The sequence below is a fragment of the Streptococcus sp. FDAARGOS_520 genome, assembly GCF_003812685.1.
GTDB lineage: Bacteria > Bacillota > Bacilli > Lactobacillales > Streptococcaceae > Streptococcus > Streptococcus agalactiae.
In genome coordinates this window covers 767,417-784,651 of the sequence record NZ_CP033810.1, presented here as the reverse complement: position 1 = coordinate 784,651, position 17,235 = coordinate 767,417, and the positions used below count along the sequence as shown (strand labels likewise).

At 36.2% G+C, this 17,235-nt stretch carries 20 protein-coding genes, 1 tRNA gene, 1 other RNA gene and 1 pseudogene; 17 read left to right on the top strand and 6 right to left on the bottom strand.

The window, feature by feature from the left end:
* Positions 1-12 precede the first annotated feature (12 nt).
* Entirely contained in the window at positions 13-2,013 is a 2,001-nt protein-coding gene (locus EGX96_RS04050; protein WP_000357668.1) for a hypothetical protein, read from the top strand.
* A gap of 189 nt (positions 2,014-2,202) precedes the next feature.
* Here the strand turns inward: EGX96_RS04050 and EGX96_RS11185 are convergent, their stop codons facing one another.
* Complete coding sequence (locus EGX96_RS11185; protein WP_228775696.1) at positions 2,203-2,277, bottom strand: hypothetical protein; 75 nt, start codon at positions 2,275-2,277, stop codon at positions 2,203-2,205.
* A 231-nt stretch (positions 2,278-2,508) separates the two neighbouring features.
* On the opposite strand from EGX96_RS11185, the gene EGX96_RS04040 reads away from it, so the two are divergent.
* The 6 genes from EGX96_RS04040 to EGX96_RS04015 all read left to right on the top strand — a co-directional run bounded on the left by EGX96_RS04040 (position 2,509) and on the right by EGX96_RS04015 (position 7,641).
* Entirely contained in the window at positions 2,509-3,882 is a 1,374-nt protein-coding gene (locus tag EGX96_RS04040; protein WP_000511832.1) for a phage tail tip lysozyme, read from the top strand.
* Positions 3,882-4,430 carry a hypothetical protein gene (locus EGX96_RS04035; protein WP_000829082.1) on the top strand — a complete coding sequence of 183 codons (549 nt, stop codon included), beginning with the start codon at positions 3,882-3,884 and terminating at the stop codon, positions 4,428-4,430. Before EGX96_RS04040 ends, EGX96_RS04035 begins: the two co-directional genes overlap by 1 nt.
* A 16-nt stretch (positions 4,431-4,446) precedes the next feature.
* Positions 4,447-5,238: an LPXTG cell wall anchor domain-containing protein gene (locus EGX96_RS04030; RefSeq protein ID WP_000048871.1), complete on the top strand. Its 792-nt coding sequence runs from the start codon at positions 4,447-4,449 to the stop codon at positions 5,236-5,238.
* A gap of 80 nt (positions 5,239-5,318) precedes the next feature.
* On the top strand, positions 5,319-5,951 hold the full coding sequence (locus EGX96_RS04025) for a hypothetical protein (RefSeq protein WP_000578743.1): 633 nt from the start codon (positions 5,319-5,321) through the stop codon (positions 5,949-5,951).
* A gap of 192 nt (positions 5,952-6,143) precedes the next feature.
* Positions 6,144-6,470 carry a DUF771 domain-containing protein gene (locus EGX96_RS04020; protein WP_001188031.1) on the top strand — a complete coding sequence of 109 codons (327 nt, stop codon included), beginning with the start codon at positions 6,144-6,146 and terminating at the stop codon, positions 6,468-6,470.
* A gap of 49 nt (positions 6,471-6,519) precedes the next feature.
* Positions 6,520-7,641 (top strand): site-specific integrase, encoded by a 1,122-nt coding sequence (locus EGX96_RS04015; protein ID WP_000257255.1) that lies wholly within the window; start codon positions 6,520-6,522, stop codon positions 7,639-7,641.
* A 100-nt stretch (positions 7,642-7,741) separates the two neighbouring features.
* On the opposite strand, the gene EGX96_RS04010 is transcribed toward EGX96_RS04015, so the two are convergent.
* The 4 genes from EGX96_RS04010 to EGX96_RS03995 all read right to left on the bottom strand — a co-directional run bounded on the left by EGX96_RS04010 (position 7,742) and on the right by EGX96_RS03995 (position 9,848).
* Positions 7,742-7,814: transfer RNA gene (locus EGX96_RS04010), tRNA-Lys, on the bottom strand.
* Positions 7,815-8,007: non-coding RNA, 6S RNA (gene ssrS, locus EGX96_RS11315), on the bottom strand.
* An 88-nt stretch (positions 8,008-8,095) separates the two neighbouring features.
* Positions 8,096-9,364 carry a replication-associated recombination protein A gene (locus tag EGX96_RS04000; protein ID WP_000774760.1) on the bottom strand — a complete coding sequence of 423 codons (1,269 nt, stop codon included), beginning with the start codon at positions 9,362-9,364 and terminating at the stop codon, positions 8,096-8,098.
* Complete coding sequence (locus EGX96_RS03995) at positions 9,357-9,848, bottom strand: GNAT family N-acetyltransferase (RefSeq protein ID WP_000586891.1); 492 nt, start codon at positions 9,846-9,848, stop codon at positions 9,357-9,359. Before EGX96_RS03995 ends, EGX96_RS04000 begins: the two co-directional genes overlap by 8 nt.
* A 326-nt stretch (positions 9,849-10,174) precedes the next feature.
* Between EGX96_RS03995 and EGX96_RS03990 the strand changes: the two genes are divergently transcribed.
* The 4 genes and pseudogenes from EGX96_RS03990 to EGX96_RS03975 all read left to right on the top strand — a co-directional run bounded on the left by EGX96_RS03990 (position 10,175) and on the right by EGX96_RS03975 (position 11,681).
* Positions 10,175-10,645, top strand: coding sequence for a DUF3013 family protein (locus EGX96_RS03990; protein WP_001051348.1), 471 nt, complete (start codon positions 10,175-10,177; stop codon positions 10,643-10,645).
* A 5-nt stretch (positions 10,646-10,650) separates the two neighbouring features.
* Positions 10,651-10,794: pseudogene (locus EGX96_RS11310) on the top strand (RNA-binding protein); the annotation flags it as partial.
* Positions 10,781-11,239, top strand: a complete 459-nt coding sequence (locus EGX96_RS03980; protein ID WP_000350744.1) for an NUDIX hydrolase — start codon at positions 10,781-10,783, stop codon at positions 11,237-11,239. The pseudogene EGX96_RS11310 and the gene EGX96_RS03980, both read left to right, overlap by 14 nt.
* A complete protein-coding gene (locus EGX96_RS03975; RefSeq protein WP_000631751.1) occupies positions 11,211-11,681 on the top strand; it encodes a GNAT family N-acetyltransferase in 471 nt (156 codons plus the stop codon). The genes EGX96_RS03980 and EGX96_RS03975 overlap by 29 nt, the downstream gene beginning before the upstream one ends.
* Before the next feature lie 38 nt (positions 11,682-11,719).
* On the opposite strand, the gene EGX96_RS03970 is transcribed toward EGX96_RS03975, so the two are convergent.
* Complete coding sequence (locus EGX96_RS03970) at positions 11,720-12,436, bottom strand: MerR family transcriptional regulator (RefSeq protein ID WP_000859572.1); 717 nt, start codon at positions 12,434-12,436, stop codon at positions 11,720-11,722.
* 117 nt (positions 12,437-12,553) lie between these two features.
* On the opposite strand from EGX96_RS03970, the gene EGX96_RS03965 reads away from it, so the two are divergent.
* The 6 genes from EGX96_RS03965 (at position 12,554) to pstC (ending at position 17,234) form a co-directional block, all read left to right on the top strand.
* A complete protein-coding gene (locus EGX96_RS03965) occupies positions 12,554-13,018 on the top strand; it encodes a MepB family protein (RefSeq protein WP_306341185.1) in 465 nt (154 codons plus the stop codon).
* The gene (gene prmA / locus EGX96_RS03960) at positions 13,015-13,968 is read left to right on the top strand and encodes a 50S ribosomal protein L11 methyltransferase (RefSeq protein WP_001099294.1); all 954 of its coding nucleotides are present in this window, start codon (positions 13,015-13,017) and stop codon (positions 13,966-13,968) included. Before EGX96_RS03965 ends, prmA begins: the two co-directional genes overlap by 4 nt.
* Positions 13,968-14,708 (top strand): 16S rRNA (uracil(1498)-N(3))-methyltransferase, encoded by a 741-nt coding sequence (locus EGX96_RS03955; protein ID WP_001188235.1) that lies wholly within the window; start codon positions 13,968-13,970, stop codon positions 14,706-14,708. The genes prmA and EGX96_RS03955 overlap by 1 nt, the downstream gene beginning before the upstream one ends.
* Positions 14,705-15,292 (top strand): AAA family ATPase, encoded by a 588-nt coding sequence (locus tag EGX96_RS03950; RefSeq protein WP_000582354.1) that lies wholly within the window; start codon positions 14,705-14,707, stop codon positions 15,290-15,292. Before EGX96_RS03955 ends, EGX96_RS03950 begins: the two co-directional genes overlap by 4 nt.
* A 200-nt stretch (positions 15,293-15,492) precedes the next feature.
* Entirely contained in the window at positions 15,493-16,374 is an 882-nt protein-coding gene (locus tag EGX96_RS03945; protein WP_000716331.1) for a substrate-binding domain-containing protein, read from the top strand.
* A gap of 14 nt (positions 16,375-16,388) precedes the next feature.
* Positions 16,389-17,234 (top strand): phosphate ABC transporter permease subunit PstC, encoded by an 846-nt coding sequence (gene pstC, locus EGX96_RS03940; protein ID WP_000814831.1) that lies wholly within the window; start codon positions 16,389-16,391, stop codon positions 17,232-17,234.
* The last annotated feature ends 1 nt before the right edge of the window (position 17,235 follow it).

The following is a 17,235-nucleotide window of genomic DNA, read 5'->3' as shown; positions in this document are numbered from 1 at the left end:
GGAGGTAATCAGATGGACAAAATAGATGATGGTTTGATTGCTTCGACCTTTGCGAAGGTAAAAGATGTGGATATATTTGCGTTAAAGGCTTATATGGAGATAACTCACGGAGCTGAGACTGGAGCTCAAAGCATTTTGTTAGATGTTTTTGTTAATTTTCCCTTTTTCCTACTTAACTTGATTGTTGGTTTATTTTCTGTTATTCTACGCTTTTTTGAAAATTTCAGTTTGTATGATACCTATAAACAAACAGTTTATCATTCGTCTCAAAAATTATGGGAAAATCTATCAGGTAATGGGTCTTATACAAGCTCCTTGCTTTATTTATTGGTTGCGATTTCAGCTTTTTCAATATTTATTTCATATCTTTTTTCAAAAGGAGATTTTTCTAAACGTTTGATCCACTTGTTCGTGGTTATCATTTTAGGTATGGGTTACTTTGGTACGATTCAATCAACATCAGGTGGTATTTATATTTTAGATACCGTTCATCAACTAGCTGGTTCGTTTTCAGATGCGGTAACTAATTTATCACTGGATAATCCATCAGGTGGTAAAACAAAGATCACACAAAAATCATCAGTAGCTGATAATTATGTGATGAAAACTTCTTATACGGCTTATTTGTTTGTCAATACTGGTCAGTTAAATGGTAAGTTTCACAATAATCAAACAGGTAAAGAAGAAAAGTTTGATAACGAACAAGTTTTAGGTAAGTACGATAAATCAGGTAAATTTATCACTCCAAAACAAAAGGATATATTGAATTATACTGATAATTTGGGAGATAAGGCAACCGAAGGGGAGGAAAAAAATAGATGGCTTTCTGCAGTAAATGATTATCTTTGGATAAAATCAGGCTATGTTATCTTAAAGATTTTTGAAGCGGTTATACTCGCAGTTCCATTAATACTCATTCAGTTAATTGCTTTTATGGCAGATGTTTTAGTGATTATATTAATGTTTATTTTTCCATTAGCTTTATTAGTTTCATTTTTGCCTAGAATGCAAGATATCATTTTCAATGTTTTGAAAGTCATGTTTGGGGCTGTTTCCTTTCCTGCCTTAGCTGGTTTTTTAACCTTGATAGTCTTCTATACTCAAACTTTAATAGCCACCTTTGTTAAGAAAAAATTTACAGATGGTTCCCTGCTTAGTGGTAGTAATTTTAAAGGTCAGGCAATACTGTTTATGTTGCTAATAACAGTTTTCGTCCAAGGTTGTGTGTTTTGGGGAATTTGGAAATATAAAGAAACTTTCTTAAGACTGATTATAGGGTCTAGAGCTTCTCAAGTCATTAATCAGTCTGTAGATAAAATTAATGAAAAAGCAGAAAATCTAGGAATTACGCCAAAATCCATTTATGAGAGGGCACACGATATGTCAAGCCTTGCCATGATGGGAGCTGGCTATGGTGTTGGTACAATGATGAATGCACAAGATAATTGGAATGCTTTCAAAGAAAGACAACAAGCTAATTTAGATGATGGTCAGTCTAAAACTAATGATGCTGATAAGTATGATGAAGCTAATGCGGATGATACTGTTATTTCTAAAGAGGCTGAGCTGACTAATGAAGGTGAATATCAATCAGAGTTACCTAAAGAAGCAAGTAAAAGGATTGAACAATTGGGAAAGGAATCTTCTTATGAGCTATCGTTTATATCAGAAGGTAATTCAACAGAGGAAATTTTAAAAAATGTTAAGTCGGATAATCACACGTTTCAAGAAGGAGATGGAGATACTTCATTAACAAATCAGGATATGATAACAAATGATATAGAAAATCATTCAAATAACTATACTTCACCATTAAAACAGCGAAAGCTTAATAAGCTAGAGGGTGAATTAAGTCAATTTAATAGTGATGTATCCATGACAAAAAATCATGGTAAAAATGCTTTTGAAAAGGGATTTAATGCCAGTAAAACTAAGGAAGTTAGAAAGCAACATAATCTTGAACGACAGTCAAAAGTTTTGGAAGAACTAGAAAAGCTGAGAGAAGGTAAGTAGTACAAGGAGTTTTATGACATTGAGAGGTTTAGTAAACTATATATTAATTGACACTATTTTTTAGATTATGTATAATATAATTGTAAATAAAAAGCAGTTGCTTCTAACAACTGCTTAGCAGAACCGTTTAAGACGGTGGCAGAAAATAACCGTTAAAAAATAACCGTTAACTCGCCAAAGTTGAGACGGTTATTTTTTTGTCGATTTTACCAGTTCAAGGACTAACTTCACGAGAGCGATAACGAAGTTACCTGCTATAAACATGAGTGTTAAGACCTCAAAGGTAGACAAATCTAGCTCCTCCTTTCTGTTGGATTTTGATGAATTGCCCATGGGACCACCTACCTTTCAGAAATAAGAGCCACCGTCTTAACTTTTCTGCTTCATTATTATATCATATTTCATAGTGGTTTAAAGTATCAATTTTTGTTGGTGCTTTTTTATTTTGTTTGAAAGGAGGGAACTAAAGTAAAACATAAGAAAAAATTAGGCTGTTTGGGAATACTGATTGTATTTCCTTTTTTATTGGTTTTATTGTTGACTGCTTCGTCAAGTTCTCAACAAGATTGTCAAATTACACCAGATGTATCTTCACAAGTTGAAACCTCAAGTGAGAATGCTTCCAATAGTGATTGGACAAAAAAGGGAACAGTTGCAAATCAAACAGCAGAGAAGGTATTCAATGCTTGGGTAAGTAAAGGCTTATCTGGTGCGAGTGCATCAGGGATTGTTGGTTGGGTTAATTCAGAAGGTGGATTTGCTATGATAGGTCGAGCAGAAGGGCATTATGGTAATGATTTAAAAACAAATTCAATTGCCTTTAATGTGAGACCTACTGGGTTATCTTACTATACGACTGAAGCTGGAGGTGGTATTTATCAAATCACACCTTTCACAAAGTATGCCCCATTAGGCGATCCCAAATGGGAAGATGCAGATGCCATGAATGCCTTTGTTATGAAATCCATTAAATCAGGAGACTGGAATAAAGCAATGGATTTATCAGGTGGAAATCATTCTTTTGAAGAGATGGCACAGATGACTGATCCCAAGCAGGCCACTTTAGTTTGGAATGCTTACGAACGAGGAAATACTGCATATATTAATAAAGCTCAAAAGACTGCGGATGGGCAAAAAGCCTATGAAATATTTAATGGTTCAAAATATAAATTTGATGCAGAAAAATTTTCTAAAAGTTTTGGTGGTGGTTCAAAAACGTCCTCGTCTGGTAAGAGCGATATAATTTCTGATTCTACAGTTTTATCTCTTTGTGATTCAGCTAGTAATGCGGTACAGGGCTTATTTGGTAAAGATAAGTCAGGGAAAGTTAAATACACTTCTTATAATGCATGGAAACCAGATCAATTACCAAGTGATTTGAAAAAGTATGCAATAGATCCTAAGTCAGTTGGTTTATTTTATCGAACGTCTAGTGGATGGAATGCGATAGCTTCTACTGGTGGTCAATGTACAGATCTTTCAGCAAGTTTGATGTATGGTTTATGGCTTAAAGGCGGAATGCATCCAACGCAAAGAATGGGAAATGGTAATATGGTTGTTTCTAATTGGGTATCTGCATTCGGTGGACGCTCTGAAAATACTCCATCTTCTGGAGCTGTTTTTTCAAGTTCAGGTACTTCTAGTGCTGGGCATACTGGAGTGGTTAGTCATGTATTTGAAAATGGCGATATGTTAATAGTAGAGCAAAATTATTCAACTTATTCTGGAGATAATAGAGGATTTGGACCATATTCATGGAATTATCGTTATGTTTCTACTTTAGAATTAAAAAAAGAGCATTATAGTTTTTATAATCCCTCTAAAGCTGGTTATAAATTGTCTGATAAAGTGAAAACGGTAGGTAGTTAATGAAACGTAGAAAAATAGTTTTATTTTTAATGGTGTTAGTGATGGCTTTTATAGTTTATAAAGTTATTCAAAAAGATAATCCAGTGATTAAAACAAGTGGTAATCATACAAAAGTTGAACGAGTTGAACCGAAACATAAGGTTAAGTCTTATGATTCAACTAAAGAAGCAAAATCTACTTTGGAAGCTAGTGATCGTCAAGTATCTGATAAGGAAAAGGAGAAGGTTAAAAGATCTATAACTGTACCTATTGATTACCTTGTAAAAATCCCAACACAATCAGATATTAAGGGTGATTATCAAAATAAATTATCCATTACAAATCCTACAGTTGCCCAAACTGTAAAAACCATGTTGATGGCTGGTTATCATTTTGATTTGGAAAGTTTACAAGTATATGAGTCAGATGCGAGTAATGTTTATCAGTTTACTATTAATTTAGTAACAGATAAAAGAGACAAATTAAGTTTAGCTGGTAATTATGTATTAGGTACAGACCAATTTGAGATTGCGAGTGTACATGGTACACCTGTAAATGTAGTATTTTAAGAAAGAAGGAAAATTTATGTCAAAAGTAAAAGTTTTAAGTTTAATTACTGTTTCAGGACTATTTTTAATGGCTGGTAATTTATCAGCAAGTGCAGATGTTGTAACTAGTGGAGGTGATACTATAATGCTATCAGGGGTAGATGCAGGTGTATCTGATTCTATAATGCCACCACCATCAAGTATAAATCCAGTAACAGATACCACAGAACCAAGTGCGCCAACACCAAGTACAGATCCAATAACAGATACCACAGAACCAAGTGCGCCAACACCAAGTACAGATCCAATAACAGATACCACAGAACCAAGTGCACCAACACCAAGTACAGATCAAACAACAGGTACGACAGATTCAAGTACTCCATCATCAAGTACAACAAATCCAGTAGATGGAATTACTGATAATGGTACTAAACCAAATGCCGGTATTGACAAACCTTCTACGAATAAACCTAGTGATCATTCAGAATCATCTATAAAACCAGTAACAAAGCCAACTATTAATCAACCTATTACAACTGTAACAGGAGATCAAGTCATTGGTACTCAAGATGGTAAAGTTTTAGTACAGACACCATCAGGTACGCAATTAAAAGATGCTGCTGAAGTTGGTGGAAATGTTCAAAAAGACGGTACTGTAGCAATTAAAAAATCAGATGGAAAAATAGAAGTATTGCCAAAAACTGGTGAGGGTAAGACTATCTTTACAATAGTAGGTCTCTTGTTAATTGCTGGAGCAGTTTGGATTGGTTTTAAAGATAATATAAAAAAGTATTTAACCTTTTTCAAAAAGAAAAGTGAAAAATAAGATAATGCCATGATTAATTTCATGGCTTTTTTAATTAAATAATACAGATTGGAATAAAATGTGATAGAATAGGAGAAAAAATGATAGGGGATTATTCAGTAATGGATTGGGCTACTTTAGGTGGTGTTGTAGGAATTATTTTTACAAATGTGGGAGTTTTGATTTCAAACTCTAGGGATAATAAAGCTATTCAACGAGAACTTGAGCTTTTAGAAGAAGGTCAAGAGAAATTGGTAGACGAATTTTCCAAAATTTCGACAAATCAATATGATAAATATGTTCTGATACAAAGCAATTTATCAAACAATATTGAAAAGAATAAACAAGAATTAGTTCAAAAAAACTCATATGTTAAAGAAGATACTAAATATATCCGTGATGAAATGCTTATTGAGAAAAAGTCAAAGGAAGAAGTTTATAATCATGTGAAAAATGGAGATAAACTTATTGAAAAAATGGCTTTTGCTAATGAATTAATTTTGAAGTTTGGTGAAGTAAGCAGAGAAAATCAAATGTTAGGCTTAAAAGTTAATTCTTTAGAGGAAAAAATAGTCGATTTATCAAATCAACCTAAAAATGATGAAATATCAAAATTACGTAAATCAATTTCAAGTTTTGAAAGGGAATTATCTAGGTTTGAGGATGTCGGTTATAGCGAAGCAGAAGAAATAAAAAGTACTTTAAGAAGAATATTAAATGATCTTGAAGGATAAGAAGTTGATAGAAATAAAGTTGTGATTAATTTCATGGCTTTTTTTGTTTGTTTTTTTATTAAAGAATAATGTTCGGGGGATATGGATTTTAAATTAAAACTGCAACTGAAAAATAGTTCGGTTTTAAAGTGGAAAACCTAATTACCTGGAACAAATAACGTTCGGATTAAGCAAGTTATAAGGAGGATGAGTATGCAACAGGTTTTTAATGTGAGTGTTCCTGTACCAGATGATGTTGTTATTATTTCAAAAGAAGAATATTTAAATTTATTAAGTGATAATGAACAAGGCAAGTGGTGGGATATTGATAACTTGCAAGAGTTATTGGGAATTGGAAGGTCAAAATTGATTAATGATATTTTGTTAAATCCAGATATAAAAAAAGAAGTAGATTTATCAATTAATCCAAATGGTTTTATTGTTTATCCGAAAGGTAAAGGTAGTCGATATAAAATATTAGCAACAAAAGCTAGAAAATATTTTGAAGATAATTTTGGTTCTATTTTATTAAATAGTTAAATGATATAATATTGAGGATAAATTCCTTGATGTCTAAGAAAGGAGTAAAATGGCAACATATAGACAAAGAGGTAAAAAGAAATTATGGGATTATAGAATATTCAATGAAAAAAGTGAGTTAGTTGCTTCTGGTTCAGGTTTTAAGACAAAGCGTGAAGCTATGAATGAAGCTATGAGGATAGAGCAACAAAAGTTATTAGTAAATTCTATATCTTCTGATATAACATTGTATGATTTGTGGTTTGAATGGTACAGTTTAATTATAAAGCCTAGCAATCTAGCAGAGACTACAAAGAACAAATATTTTACAAGAGGTTCTGTTATTCGTAAACTTTTTGGAAATCAGAAAGTAAATAAAATAAAGCATAGTGCGTATCAGAGGAAATTAAATACGTACGCTGAAAAATACACTAAAAACCATGTTAGAAGGTTAAATTCAGATATAAAAAAAGCTATCCAATTTGCTAAAAGAGATGGTGTCTTATTATCTGATTTTACTGATGGAGTTGTCATAGCTGGTAGGAAATTTGTTAAGGATGCAGATGATAAATATCTACATAGTATTTTTGATTACAAGAAAGTGATATCTTATTTAGAAAACAATTTGGATTATTCAAATAGTATCGTTTATTATTTATTACTGGTGCTATTTAAAACAGGTTTACGAGTGGGTGAAGCTTTAGCATTAACTTGGGATGATGTTAATTTTGAAGATCTAGAAATTAAGACGTATCGAAGATTTAGTGGCGATAAGGGAACTTTTAGTCCACCTAAAACAAAAACTTCTATCCGCACTATTCCTATTAGTCAATCTTTAGCATTAATCTTAAGAGATTTGAAGGATGATCAGCAAGTTATGTTGAAAAACTTAAAAATTGTAAACATGAATAATCAAATATTTTATGACTATAGATATGGTGTTTCGACAAATAGTGCGATAAATAAAAGTCTTAAAAATGTTTTAAAAATATTAAATATTAATTCAAAAATGACTGCAACAGGTGCAAGGCATACTTATGGAAGTTACTTATTAGCAAAAGGTGTAGATATTTGGGTAGTTGCAAGATTAATGGGTCATAAGGATATTACACAGTTACTTGAAACTTATGGTCACGTCTTGACAGAAGTAATAAATAAGGAATATGAAACGGTCAGAAGTTTAGTATCTTAAAGCTAATTTTTAAAGAATATCTTCTAGAACAAATTTAGAACAAATCTGCTGAAACAAAGAAAAAAACCTTTAAAATCAAGGTTTTTGACAATATTATTAATGCCCCCTACAGGGCTCGAACCTGTGACCCATAGATTAAGAGTCTACTGCTCTACCAACTGAGCTAAGGAGGCTAGGAAGCTGTATTGGCACCGATGATCCACTTTTTGTATTGATCCCGCACAAAATAAGCAGGTGGGTAACTCGCACCTCTTTAAGTGGCTTCCGCGTGTTAACGGCTTGCGCACTAGAGATGACTTCGTTTCCCGAAATACAAAGAAATAGTCGGTCAACACTTAGATGTGGATTCGTATGCCACAGCAATGTTTCTATGTCTTTATGATACCACTTTTTATAAAATTTTCAAGCAAAATTATCGATTTTTGAAATCGATTGCGATTTTTAAAACTAGCAATCAGTCTGAGAGCTTATCAATGCGCTCTTTATTTGAACCAAGTGCGCGTTCGTATTTACCAGTTTCATTGGCTTCAAAGTAATTATGTCCTACTAGTTTATCTGGTAAGTATTGTTGTTTAACCCATTTTTCAGGATAGGCGTGAGGGTACTTGTAATCCCTTGCATTGCCCAAGGTTTTACTACCGCTGTAATGTCCATCTCTTAGGTGACGTGGAATAGGTAAATTTCCTGAACGACGTAAATCAGCTAAAGCTGCATCCATAGCCAAATAGGCTGAATTTGATTTAGGTGATAGAGCTAAATCCACAACAATGTTAGCAATAAGAATACGAGCTTCTGGAAAACCAATGCGTTGGGCAGCTTCCAATGCAGTCACAGTATGTATTTGTGCTTCGGGGTTAGCTAAGCCGATATCTTCATAAGCAATAATGGTCAAACGTCTTGCTAAACTAGGTAAATCTCCGGCTTCTACTAAACGAGCGGCATAGTGCAGGCTGGCATTGACATCAGAACCTCTAATTGATTTTTGTAAGGCTGATAGGATATCATAATGCCCATCTCCGTTTTTATCCATTGTAATATAACTACACTGCAGACTATTTTCCATTGTCTCTAGACTAATATGACGGCTACCATCTTCATTAGGAGAAGTAGACATGACTGCTAGATCCAAGGAATTATAAGCAGATCGTAGGTCTCCATTTGTGGCGGTAACAATAAAATCTAGCGCCTCATCATCAATTGTCACTAAAAAAGGAAATCCCCGTTCTTTATCGGAAATTGCTAGCTGAATGGCTTTTTTAATATCCTCGTTAGAAAGAGGTTCTAACTCAAAAATTTGTACCCTACTTCTAATGGCAGGAGTTACTGAAAAGAAAGGATTTTCAGTTGTTGCTCCAATCATAATAATATTGCCATTCTCAAGTAGAGGTAAAAGAAAATCTTGTTTTGTCTTGTCAAGTCTATGAATCTCGTCAAGTAATAAAACTAAGCCACCAGAAAATTTAGCTTCTTCTGCAATTTCTTGAAGACGTTTTTTACTATCAACAGTGGCATTAAAAGTACGAAAGGCATATTTAGTAGTACCAGCAATAGCAGAAGCAATAGAAGTCTTCCCAATACCTGGTGGGCCATATAGGATCATGGAAGATAACATATTAGCTGCAACCATTCGATCAATAATTTTGCCATTACCAACGAGATGTTGCTGCCCGATAACTTCATTAATATTGCGAGGACGCATACGTAGAGCAAGATTGTCAGCCATGATTATTCTCCAAATCTTTTGCGAAAATTAAAGCATCAACATAATGATTTTCAATGAAAAAGGCTTTAGTGATTCGAGCCTCTTCGGTAAACCCGTATTTTTGATAGAGGGAAATGGCTCTGCTGTTATTGCCCATGACATGCATGGCAATCTTGATGTAACCTTGAGCTTTAGCCTCAGTTAGCAGAGCTTTCAAGAGAGCTTTACCCAGTCCCTGACCTTGGTAGGGTTCAGCGATGAGAATGCCGAAAGTGGCAACATGCTTGCCAGCTGGGAAAGGATAGTAGGGACCAAAGTCCAAGACGCCAGCGATCTTATCATCGACCTCAGCGACAAAGAAGGACATGCCATTTGCCAGATTCTTCTCCAAATCACTCTCAGTCCACTTGCGGTCATAGACAGGAGAGGTAAGAGCAGTCCAGCCAGTATTTTGTAAGGTCAGAACTGCCTCACGGTCGCAGTCCTGCATAGGTCTGATAATCATAATTGATGATACAAAGGGACGGTTCGGTTTACCGAAAATTTTCGTAAAGAAATAGGGAACGACGAAGTGTCGTCAGACATTAGGAAGTTCATCTTTTCTTCTAGAAAATTAGTCCCGTATTCAAATCCTTTCTATTTTCTATATAGAGTTTTTCTCTTGGCTGACGCTTTTAACATAGTATGAAGTCAGTCAAAAACGGCTAGTCTTTGAGACTATTGTAACATAAAAATAAGTAGGAACTACCTTTTGATTAACCTGAGTCTGTAACGTTTTTCTTCTATTTCATGTTATAATAAGAAAGAATAAATAGAAAATAAGGACATAAGATGGCTAAATTTGGATTTTTATCGGTACTAGAAGAAGAATTGGATAAGCATTTACAGTATGACTTTGCCATGGATTGGGATAAGAAAAATCATACTGTAGAAGTCACTTTTATATTAGAAGCACAAAACAGCTCTGCTATTGAAACCGTGGACGACCAGGGGGAGACGAGTAGCGAGGACATCGTTTTTGAGGACTATGTACTCTTTTACAACCCTGTCAAGTCTCGCTTTGATGCTGAGGACTATCTGGTGACTATCCCCTATGAGCCTAAGAAGGGCTTGTCGCGTGAGTTTCTGGCTTATTTTGCGGAGACTCTCAACGAGGTTGCCACTGAAGGGTTGAGCGACCTCATGGACTTCCTCACCGATGACAGTATCGAAGAGTTCGGTCTTTCTTGGGATACGGATGCTTTTGAAAATGGCAGAGCAGAACTGAAAGAGACAGAGTTTTACCCTTATCCGAGATATTAGACTTGATGGATTTGCTAAAATGTGGATATACATTGGATGATATAGAAACAGCCAGACCAGAGGATATGGAACGTTATTATGCCCCTGAACAAATCAGAAAATATGGAGCTTTAGGAATAGAATTGAGGTTATTGCATGGATATTTTTGATGAGTTATTTGATTTCTCAGGTGCAAAGATCGCTCTTTTCTGCGAGGGAAAGATTTTGACCAGCCTAAGAGATGATTTTCCAGATTTGCCCTATGCAGGCTTTTGGGACTTACCAGGCGGTGGTCGTGAGGACAATGAAACACCTTTGGAATGTCTTTTTCGTGAAGTTGATGAAGAATTAAGTCTGACCTTAACTCGAAACCATATTGATTGGGTCAAGACTTATAGGGGTATGTTGAAGCCTGATAAATTATCAGTTTTTATGGTTGGACATATCAGTCAGAAAGAGTACGATAGCATTGTTCTAGGCGATGAAGGACAAGACTACAAACTCATGTCCATTGACGAATTTTTAAGCCATAAAAAGGTCATTCCTCAGTTGCAGGAGAGGTTGAGAGATTATTTGGAGGTGGAAGATGATTACTTTACAAAAGGCGGAAGCTAGTGATTTAGAGAAGATTATTGCCATTCAGAGAGCTAGCTTTAAGGCAGTCTATGAGAAATACCACGATCAATACGATCCCTATGTGGAAGAAGTTGAGCAGATTCGATGGAAACTAGTGGAGCGACCAGATTGTTTCTATCATTTTGTCCTTGTTGATGAGACAATTGTTGGTTTTCTTAGATTGGTTATCAAAGACGAGGAGAAGCGTGCTTGGCTTGGTACGGCGGCTATTCTTCCCCAATATCAAGGGCAGGGCTACGGCTCAGCAGCGATGGCTTTATTAGAGAAAACCTATCCTAAGCTTACAAAGTGGGATTTATGTACGATTGCGCAAGAAAAACTAATGGTCAGTTTTTATGAAAAATGTGGTTATCATTCAACCCATACCGAACCTGAGCAAGAAGGAATGGATATGGTCTATATGACAAAGAAGATAGAATAAAAAAAGAAAACTAGATGATTGTCTAGTTTTCTGATAGTTTATTGGCAATAGTAAGCAATAGCTTGGCTGACAAATTCACTTGTTCCTGCTCCACCAGCTTTGTCAATTGATTGACTAAACCGGTCATCTGATTGATACATTTGTCCTAGTCCAGCAAGGATTTCATTGGTACAGGTGTAAAAATGCTGAGAGATATAGTCTTGTAGCCGTTTCACACACATTTGAACAGATTCATCAGATACATTTTGTGTCTTTAATTGCCCAAATTGTACCATTATTTTTGCCATTTCTTGGCTAATTTGTGCAAAGTCATCTGAAGCATGTTTTTGAGCAAATTCTTTGTAGGCTGCTGTTTGTCCCCACTTTTCTTTTGCTTCAGCTTGTAATTGTTCTAATTCTGTTTTATTATAAACATCGAAATTCATATAATCATCTCCTTTTTCTTGTAATCGTTTCGCATGGGTGATAACCTGCTCAAGGTGCGATCTTTTCCATTCAAGCAATTTGATTTGTTGGGCTAATAAGTCTTGCCTTTCCTCTTTTGCTTGCTCAAGCAGGTATTTGATATCTTTGAGAGGGAATTCCAACTCACGAAATAGCAAAATTTCTTGCAGGCGAATCAATGCTTCATCGTCATAAAGTCGATAGCCTGCTTCGGATAGGGCGGTAGGTGGGAATAAACCGATTTTATCATAGTGATGCAAGGTGCGCACACTTACACCGCTTAAGATACTGACTTCTTTAACTGTTTTCATGGTAATAACCTCCTCTCACTTACATAGTATAAAGGATAACCTAAGGTCAGGGTCAAGCAAAAAATAAATTATTTTGAAAAGTATGGTTAATCATATTGATTTGAAGATAAAGGAGGGATAGTTATAGAAATAGTTGAGCTACTTAGGGAATGGTATTCTTCCTTTGAAGTTAAAGAAGAAAAGTGGAATGAAAAATATGAAGGTATCCTCATAAGAATTGAAGGCGATGGAAACTATAAAAGGTGTCGTTTAGCTCATAAGACAGCTAGCAAGATGGGGTATTTTACAGTATTTTGGCAGAAAGATGGAAATGGTAAAAATATTCCTTTTTATGAACAAGATGAAGTGGAAGATTTGATTATTGTCATTAAAGATGGTAGGTGGAAAGGTTTGTTCATCATTCCCAAAGAGGTTGCAGTGAGTAAGGGTATTCTTTCATCTGCTAACTCTCAAGGAAAGATGGCTATGCGATTTTACCCTCCTTGGTGTAGCGATTTAAATAGAACAGCTTTGGTGACACAGCGATGGCAGTTGAACTATTTTATTGATTTAAGTAGAAATAATGAAGGAGTTACTACATGAACACATGGAATGAACTAACGGTTCACGTGAATCGTGAGGCAGAGGAAGCTGTCTCGAATTTATTGATTGAAACTGGCAGTCAGGGGGTTGCCATTAGCGATTCGGCTGACTACCTTGGACAGGAGGATCGTTTCGGTGAGCTTTATCCTGAGGTGGAGCAGTCTGATATGATTGCTATTACTGCTTATTATCCTGATACGCTTGATATTGAGGCGGTTAAGGCTGATTTGGCTGATCGTTTAGCTAATTTTGAAGGCTTTGGTCTTGCGACGGGTAGCGTCAACCTTGACAGTCAGGAATTGGTCGAAGAGGACTGGGCTGATAACTGGAAGAAGTACTATGAGCCAGCTCGCATTACCCATGATTTGACCATCGTGCCGTCATGGACGGACTACGAGGCTAAGGCTGGTGAGAAGATTATCAAGATGGATCCTGGTATGGCTTTTGGGACTGGGACTCACCCAACGACTAAGATGAGTCTTTTTGCCTTGGAGCAAGTGCTTCGTGGTGGTGAGACGGTTATCGATGTGGGGACTGGTTCTGGCGTTTTGTCTATTGCTAGCTCTCTCTTGGGTGCCAAGGACATCTATGCCTATGATTTGGATGATGTTGCAGTGCGCGTGGCTCAGGAAAATATCGATATGAACCCTGGCACTGAAAATATTCATGTGGCTGCTGGTGATCTGCTCAAAGGTGTCCAGCAAGAGGTAGATGTTATTGTTGCCAATATTTTGGCGGATATTTTGATCCATCTGACAGACGACGCCTACCGTTTGGTCAAGGATGAGGGCTATCTCATCATGTCTGGTATCATTTCTGAGAAGTGGGACATGGTGCGTGAGAGTGCTGAAAAAGCTGGTTTCTTCCTTGAGACTCACATGGTTCAAGGTGAGTGGAATGCCTGCGTTTTCAAAAAGACAGATGATATTTCAGGAGTGATTGGCGGCTAATGCAACAGTATTTTGTAAATGGCGAAGCAGGTGCCTATGTGACCATCGAGGACAAGGATACCATCAAGCACATGTTCAATGTCATGCGATTGACAGAAGATGACCAAGTGGTCTTGGTTTTTGATGATGCCATCAAGCGTCTGGCAAAGGTGGTGGACAGCTCTGCTCATCGCTTCCAAATTCTAGAAGAGCTAGACAACAATGTTGAAATGCCAGTTCAAGTGACCATTGCCTCAGGTTTTCCCAAGGGAGACAAGTTGGATTTTGTGACGCAAAAGGCAACAGAATTGGGTGCTGCGGCTATCTGGGGATTCCCAGCTGACTGGTCAGTCGTCAAGTGGGACGGCAAGAAACTAGCTAAAAAAGAAGATAAGCTGGCAAAAATTGCTCTGGGCGCAGCGGAGCAGAGCAAGCGTAATCGTCTTCCTCAGGTTCGTTTATTTGAGAAGAAGGCTGATTTTCAAGCGGAGCTTGCAGGCTTTGATAAGATTTTTATCGCCTATGAAGAGTCTGCCAAGGAGGGTGAATTGTCAGCGCTAGCCCAGAACTTGCAGACTGTAAAAGCAGGTGACAAGCTCCTCTTCATCTTTGGACCAGAAGGGGGCATTTCTCCAAAAGAAATCGCAGCTTTTGAAGAGGTTGGAGCTATCAAGGTGGGCTTGGGGCCACGCATCATGCGCACAGAAACAGCGCCGCTCTATGCTCTAAGTGTTATTAGTTACTCAGCGGAGTTATTATGATTATTGCTATTCAAGGTGGTATGGCTGTAGGGAAAACCACAGCTTTGAAAATCATTGAGAATGTTTACCCCAAAATCGCTATTAGTTTTGAGGATATTTCTCCAGTAGTTGATAAGATTAATAAACATCAGCTTGATAACAATAAATTAGACGATTATTGTGAAATTCAACAACTATTTATTCAGCATGAGCGAGATAGATACGAACTTGTTAGAGATAATGAAATAGTGTTAATGGATTATGGAGCTGAGGAAATTGCTTTTTATACACAATACTTTCCAAAGGTGGCGGGTTATAGTTGGACTTTACCTTCTAATTTGTTACTAGAGGTAAATAGGCTAAAGGAATGTTTTGCTGATTATATTATTTTTCTAGATGCAGATGAGACGGTCCTATACCAACGTCAAAAAAATGATTTTAATAGACAGCGTCATTTTTTCAAATGGTATACTCATCACCTGCTGCCTGCTAAAAAACATTATTTAGACACATTTTCCAATGTTATTCATATTAATACAAATCATTTAAATGCTGAGGAAGTGGCTGAAAAAATCATTGACATCATTCGTAAGTTAACTCTATAATGGGATAGTTATACTCCAATTATGTGATGTAACAACTGTTTCAATCCGACTTACTGGCTGAATTACCATAATAGAAAAAAGGAGTTTGGATAATTTTCCAACTCTTTTTAATTTTACATTGATTTTACAAAAATCCTCAAAGAGATTTGATATTTCTTAACTATAATAAAATCAAATCAAAAAATATTTAGGAGTTCATCATGAAAAAACACAAAATGCTATCTCTTTTGGCGGTATCTGGTCTTATGGGAATTGGCATCCTAGCAGGATGCTCAAATGATTCATCATCTTCATCTAAAGGGACAATTAACATTGTTTCTAGAGAGGAAGGGTCTGGAACTCGTGGAGCTTTCATAGAGTTATTTGGGATCGAGTCAAAAAATAAAAAGGGCGAAAAAGTAGACCATACTTCTGATGCAGCAACTGTTACCAATTCAACTTCAGTTATGCTAACCACTGTCTCTAAAGACCCGTCAGCTATTGGTTATTCTTCACTAGGTTCATTAAATAGTAGCGTTAAAGTGCTTAAAATTGATGGCAAAAATGCGACTGTAAAAGATATTAAATCAGGAAGCTATAAGATTTCTCGTCCTTTCAATATTGTAACAAAAGAAGGTAAGGAAAAAGAAGCAACAAAAGATTTTATTGATTATATCTTAAGCAAAGATGGGCAAGCAGTCGTTGAGAAAAATGGCTATATTCCACTTGACAATGCTAAAGCATATCAAGCAAAAGTGTCATCTGGTAAAGTTGTTATAGCAGGTTCAAGTTCAGTAACGCCGGTTATGGAAAAGATTAAAGAAGCCTATCATAAAGTAAATGCAAAAGTAGATGTTGAAATTCAACAAAGTGATTCTTCAACTGGGATTACAAGCGCAATTGATGGATCAGCAGATATAGGTATGGCATCACGTGAATTGGATAAGACAGAGTCATCCAAAGGGGTCAAAGCTACTGTTATTGCAACAGATGGTATTGCAGTAGTTGTTAATAAGAAAAATAAAGTTAATGATCTATCAACAAAACAAGTAAAAGACATTTTTACTGGAAAGACAACGTCTTGGTCTGACTTATCAAAGTAAGGTAAGAGTAAACAATGAAACAAACAAAAGAAGGTCTTATGCAAGCTGTGTTTTTCATCACGGCTTGCGTCAGTGTTATATCAGCTATTTTAATTTGCCTCTTTCTCTTCTCTAGTGGTCTTCCAGCTATTACGAAAATCGGCTGGGGAAATTTTATATTTGGTAAAGTCTGGCATCCTAGTAATAATATTTTTGGCATCTTTCCAATGATTGTAGGTTCCTTATATGTTACAGCGGGAGCTTTACTTTTAGGAGGACCGATAGGTATCCTTACTGCTGTTTTTATGGCTTATTTCTGCCCAGAAAATATTTATAAGCCTTTAAAGTCAGCTATCAATTTAATGGCGGGAATCCCTTCAGTTGTTTATGGTTTCTTTGGACTCGTTGTTATTGTCCCTATGATAAGGCAATATATTGGTGGCTTTGGTATGGGAGTCTTAGCAGCTTCAATTTTGCTAGGAATTATGATTTTACCAACAATTGTTAGCATTTCAGAATCTTCTTTAAGAGCTGTTCCAGAGAGCTATTATGAAGGCGGTATTGCCCTTGGTGCCTCTCATGAACGAAGTGTCTTCTTTGCTGTTTTACCAGCTGCTAAACGTGGCATTTTAGCATCGGTTGTTTTGGGAATTGGACGTGCTATTGGTGAAACAATGGCTGTCATCATGGTAGCGGGTAATCAAGCTGTCTTGCCTCAATCGCTGACATCAGGCGTTAGAACTCTAACCACTAACATTGTTATGGAAATGGGCTATTCTTCTGGTTTGCATCGTCAAGCCTTAATTGGTACAGCTGTGGTACTCTTTATCTTTATATTAATGATTAATATCAGTTTTTCAGCATTACAGAAAGAGGAATAAG

Excerpts from the sequence above, each read along its gene's own strand:
- EGX96_RS04050 (WP_000357668.1), top strand. The coding sequence starts at position 13 with ATGGACAAAATAGATGATGGTTTGATTGCTTCGACCTTTGCGAAGGTA.
- EGX96_RS04035 (WP_000829082.1), top strand. The coding sequence starts at position 3,882 with ATGAAACGTAGAAAAATAGTTTTATTTTTAATGGTGTTAGTGATGGCT.
- EGX96_RS04030 (WP_000048871.1), top strand. The coding sequence starts at position 4,447 with ATGTCAAAAGTAAAAGTTTTAAGTTTAATTACTGTTTCAGGACTATTT.
- EGX96_RS04025 (WP_000578743.1), top strand. The coding sequence starts at position 5,319 with ATGATAGGGGATTATTCAGTAATGGATTGGGCTACTTTAGGTGGTGTT.
- EGX96_RS04020 (WP_001188031.1), top strand. The coding sequence starts at position 6,144 with ATGCAACAGGTTTTTAATGTGAGTGTTCCTGTACCAGATGATGTTGTT.
- EGX96_RS04015 (WP_000257255.1), top strand. The coding sequence starts at position 6,520 with ATGGCAACATATAGACAAAGAGGTAAAAAGAAATTATGGGATTATAGA.
- EGX96_RS04000 (WP_000774760.1), bottom strand. The coding sequence starts at position 9,364 with ATGGCTGACAATCTTGCTCTACGTATGCGTCCTCGCAATATTAATGAA.
- EGX96_RS03995 (WP_000586891.1), bottom strand. The coding sequence starts at position 9,848 with ATGATTATCAGACCTATGCAGGACTGCGACCGTGAGGCAGTTCTGACC.
- EGX96_RS03990 (WP_001051348.1), top strand. The coding sequence starts at position 10,175 with ATGGCTAAATTTGGATTTTTATCGGTACTAGAAGAAGAATTGGATAAG.
- EGX96_RS03980 (WP_000350744.1), top strand. The coding sequence starts at position 10,781 with ATGGATATTTTTGATGAGTTATTTGATTTCTCAGGTGCAAAGATCGCT.
- EGX96_RS03975 (WP_000631751.1), top strand. The coding sequence starts at position 11,211 with ATGATTACTTTACAAAAGGCGGAAGCTAGTGATTTAGAGAAGATTATT.
- EGX96_RS03970 (WP_000859572.1), bottom strand. The coding sequence starts at position 12,436 with ATGAAAACAGTTAAAGAAGTCAGTATCTTAAGCGGTGTAAGTGTGCGC.
- prmA (WP_001099294.1), top strand. The coding sequence starts at position 13,015 with ATGAACACATGGAATGAACTAACGGTTCACGTGAATCGTGAGGCAGAG.
- EGX96_RS03955 (WP_001188235.1), top strand. The coding sequence starts at position 13,968 with ATGCAACAGTATTTTGTAAATGGCGAAGCAGGTGCCTATGTGACCATC.
- EGX96_RS03950 (WP_000582354.1), top strand. The coding sequence starts at position 14,705 with ATGATTATTGCTATTCAAGGTGGTATGGCTGTAGGGAAAACCACAGCT.
- EGX96_RS03945 (WP_000716331.1), top strand. The coding sequence starts at position 15,493 with ATGAAAAAACACAAAATGCTATCTCTTTTGGCGGTATCTGGTCTTATG.
- pstC (WP_000814831.1), top strand. The coding sequence starts at position 16,389 with ATGAAACAAACAAAAGAAGGTCTTATGCAAGCTGTGTTTTTCATCACG.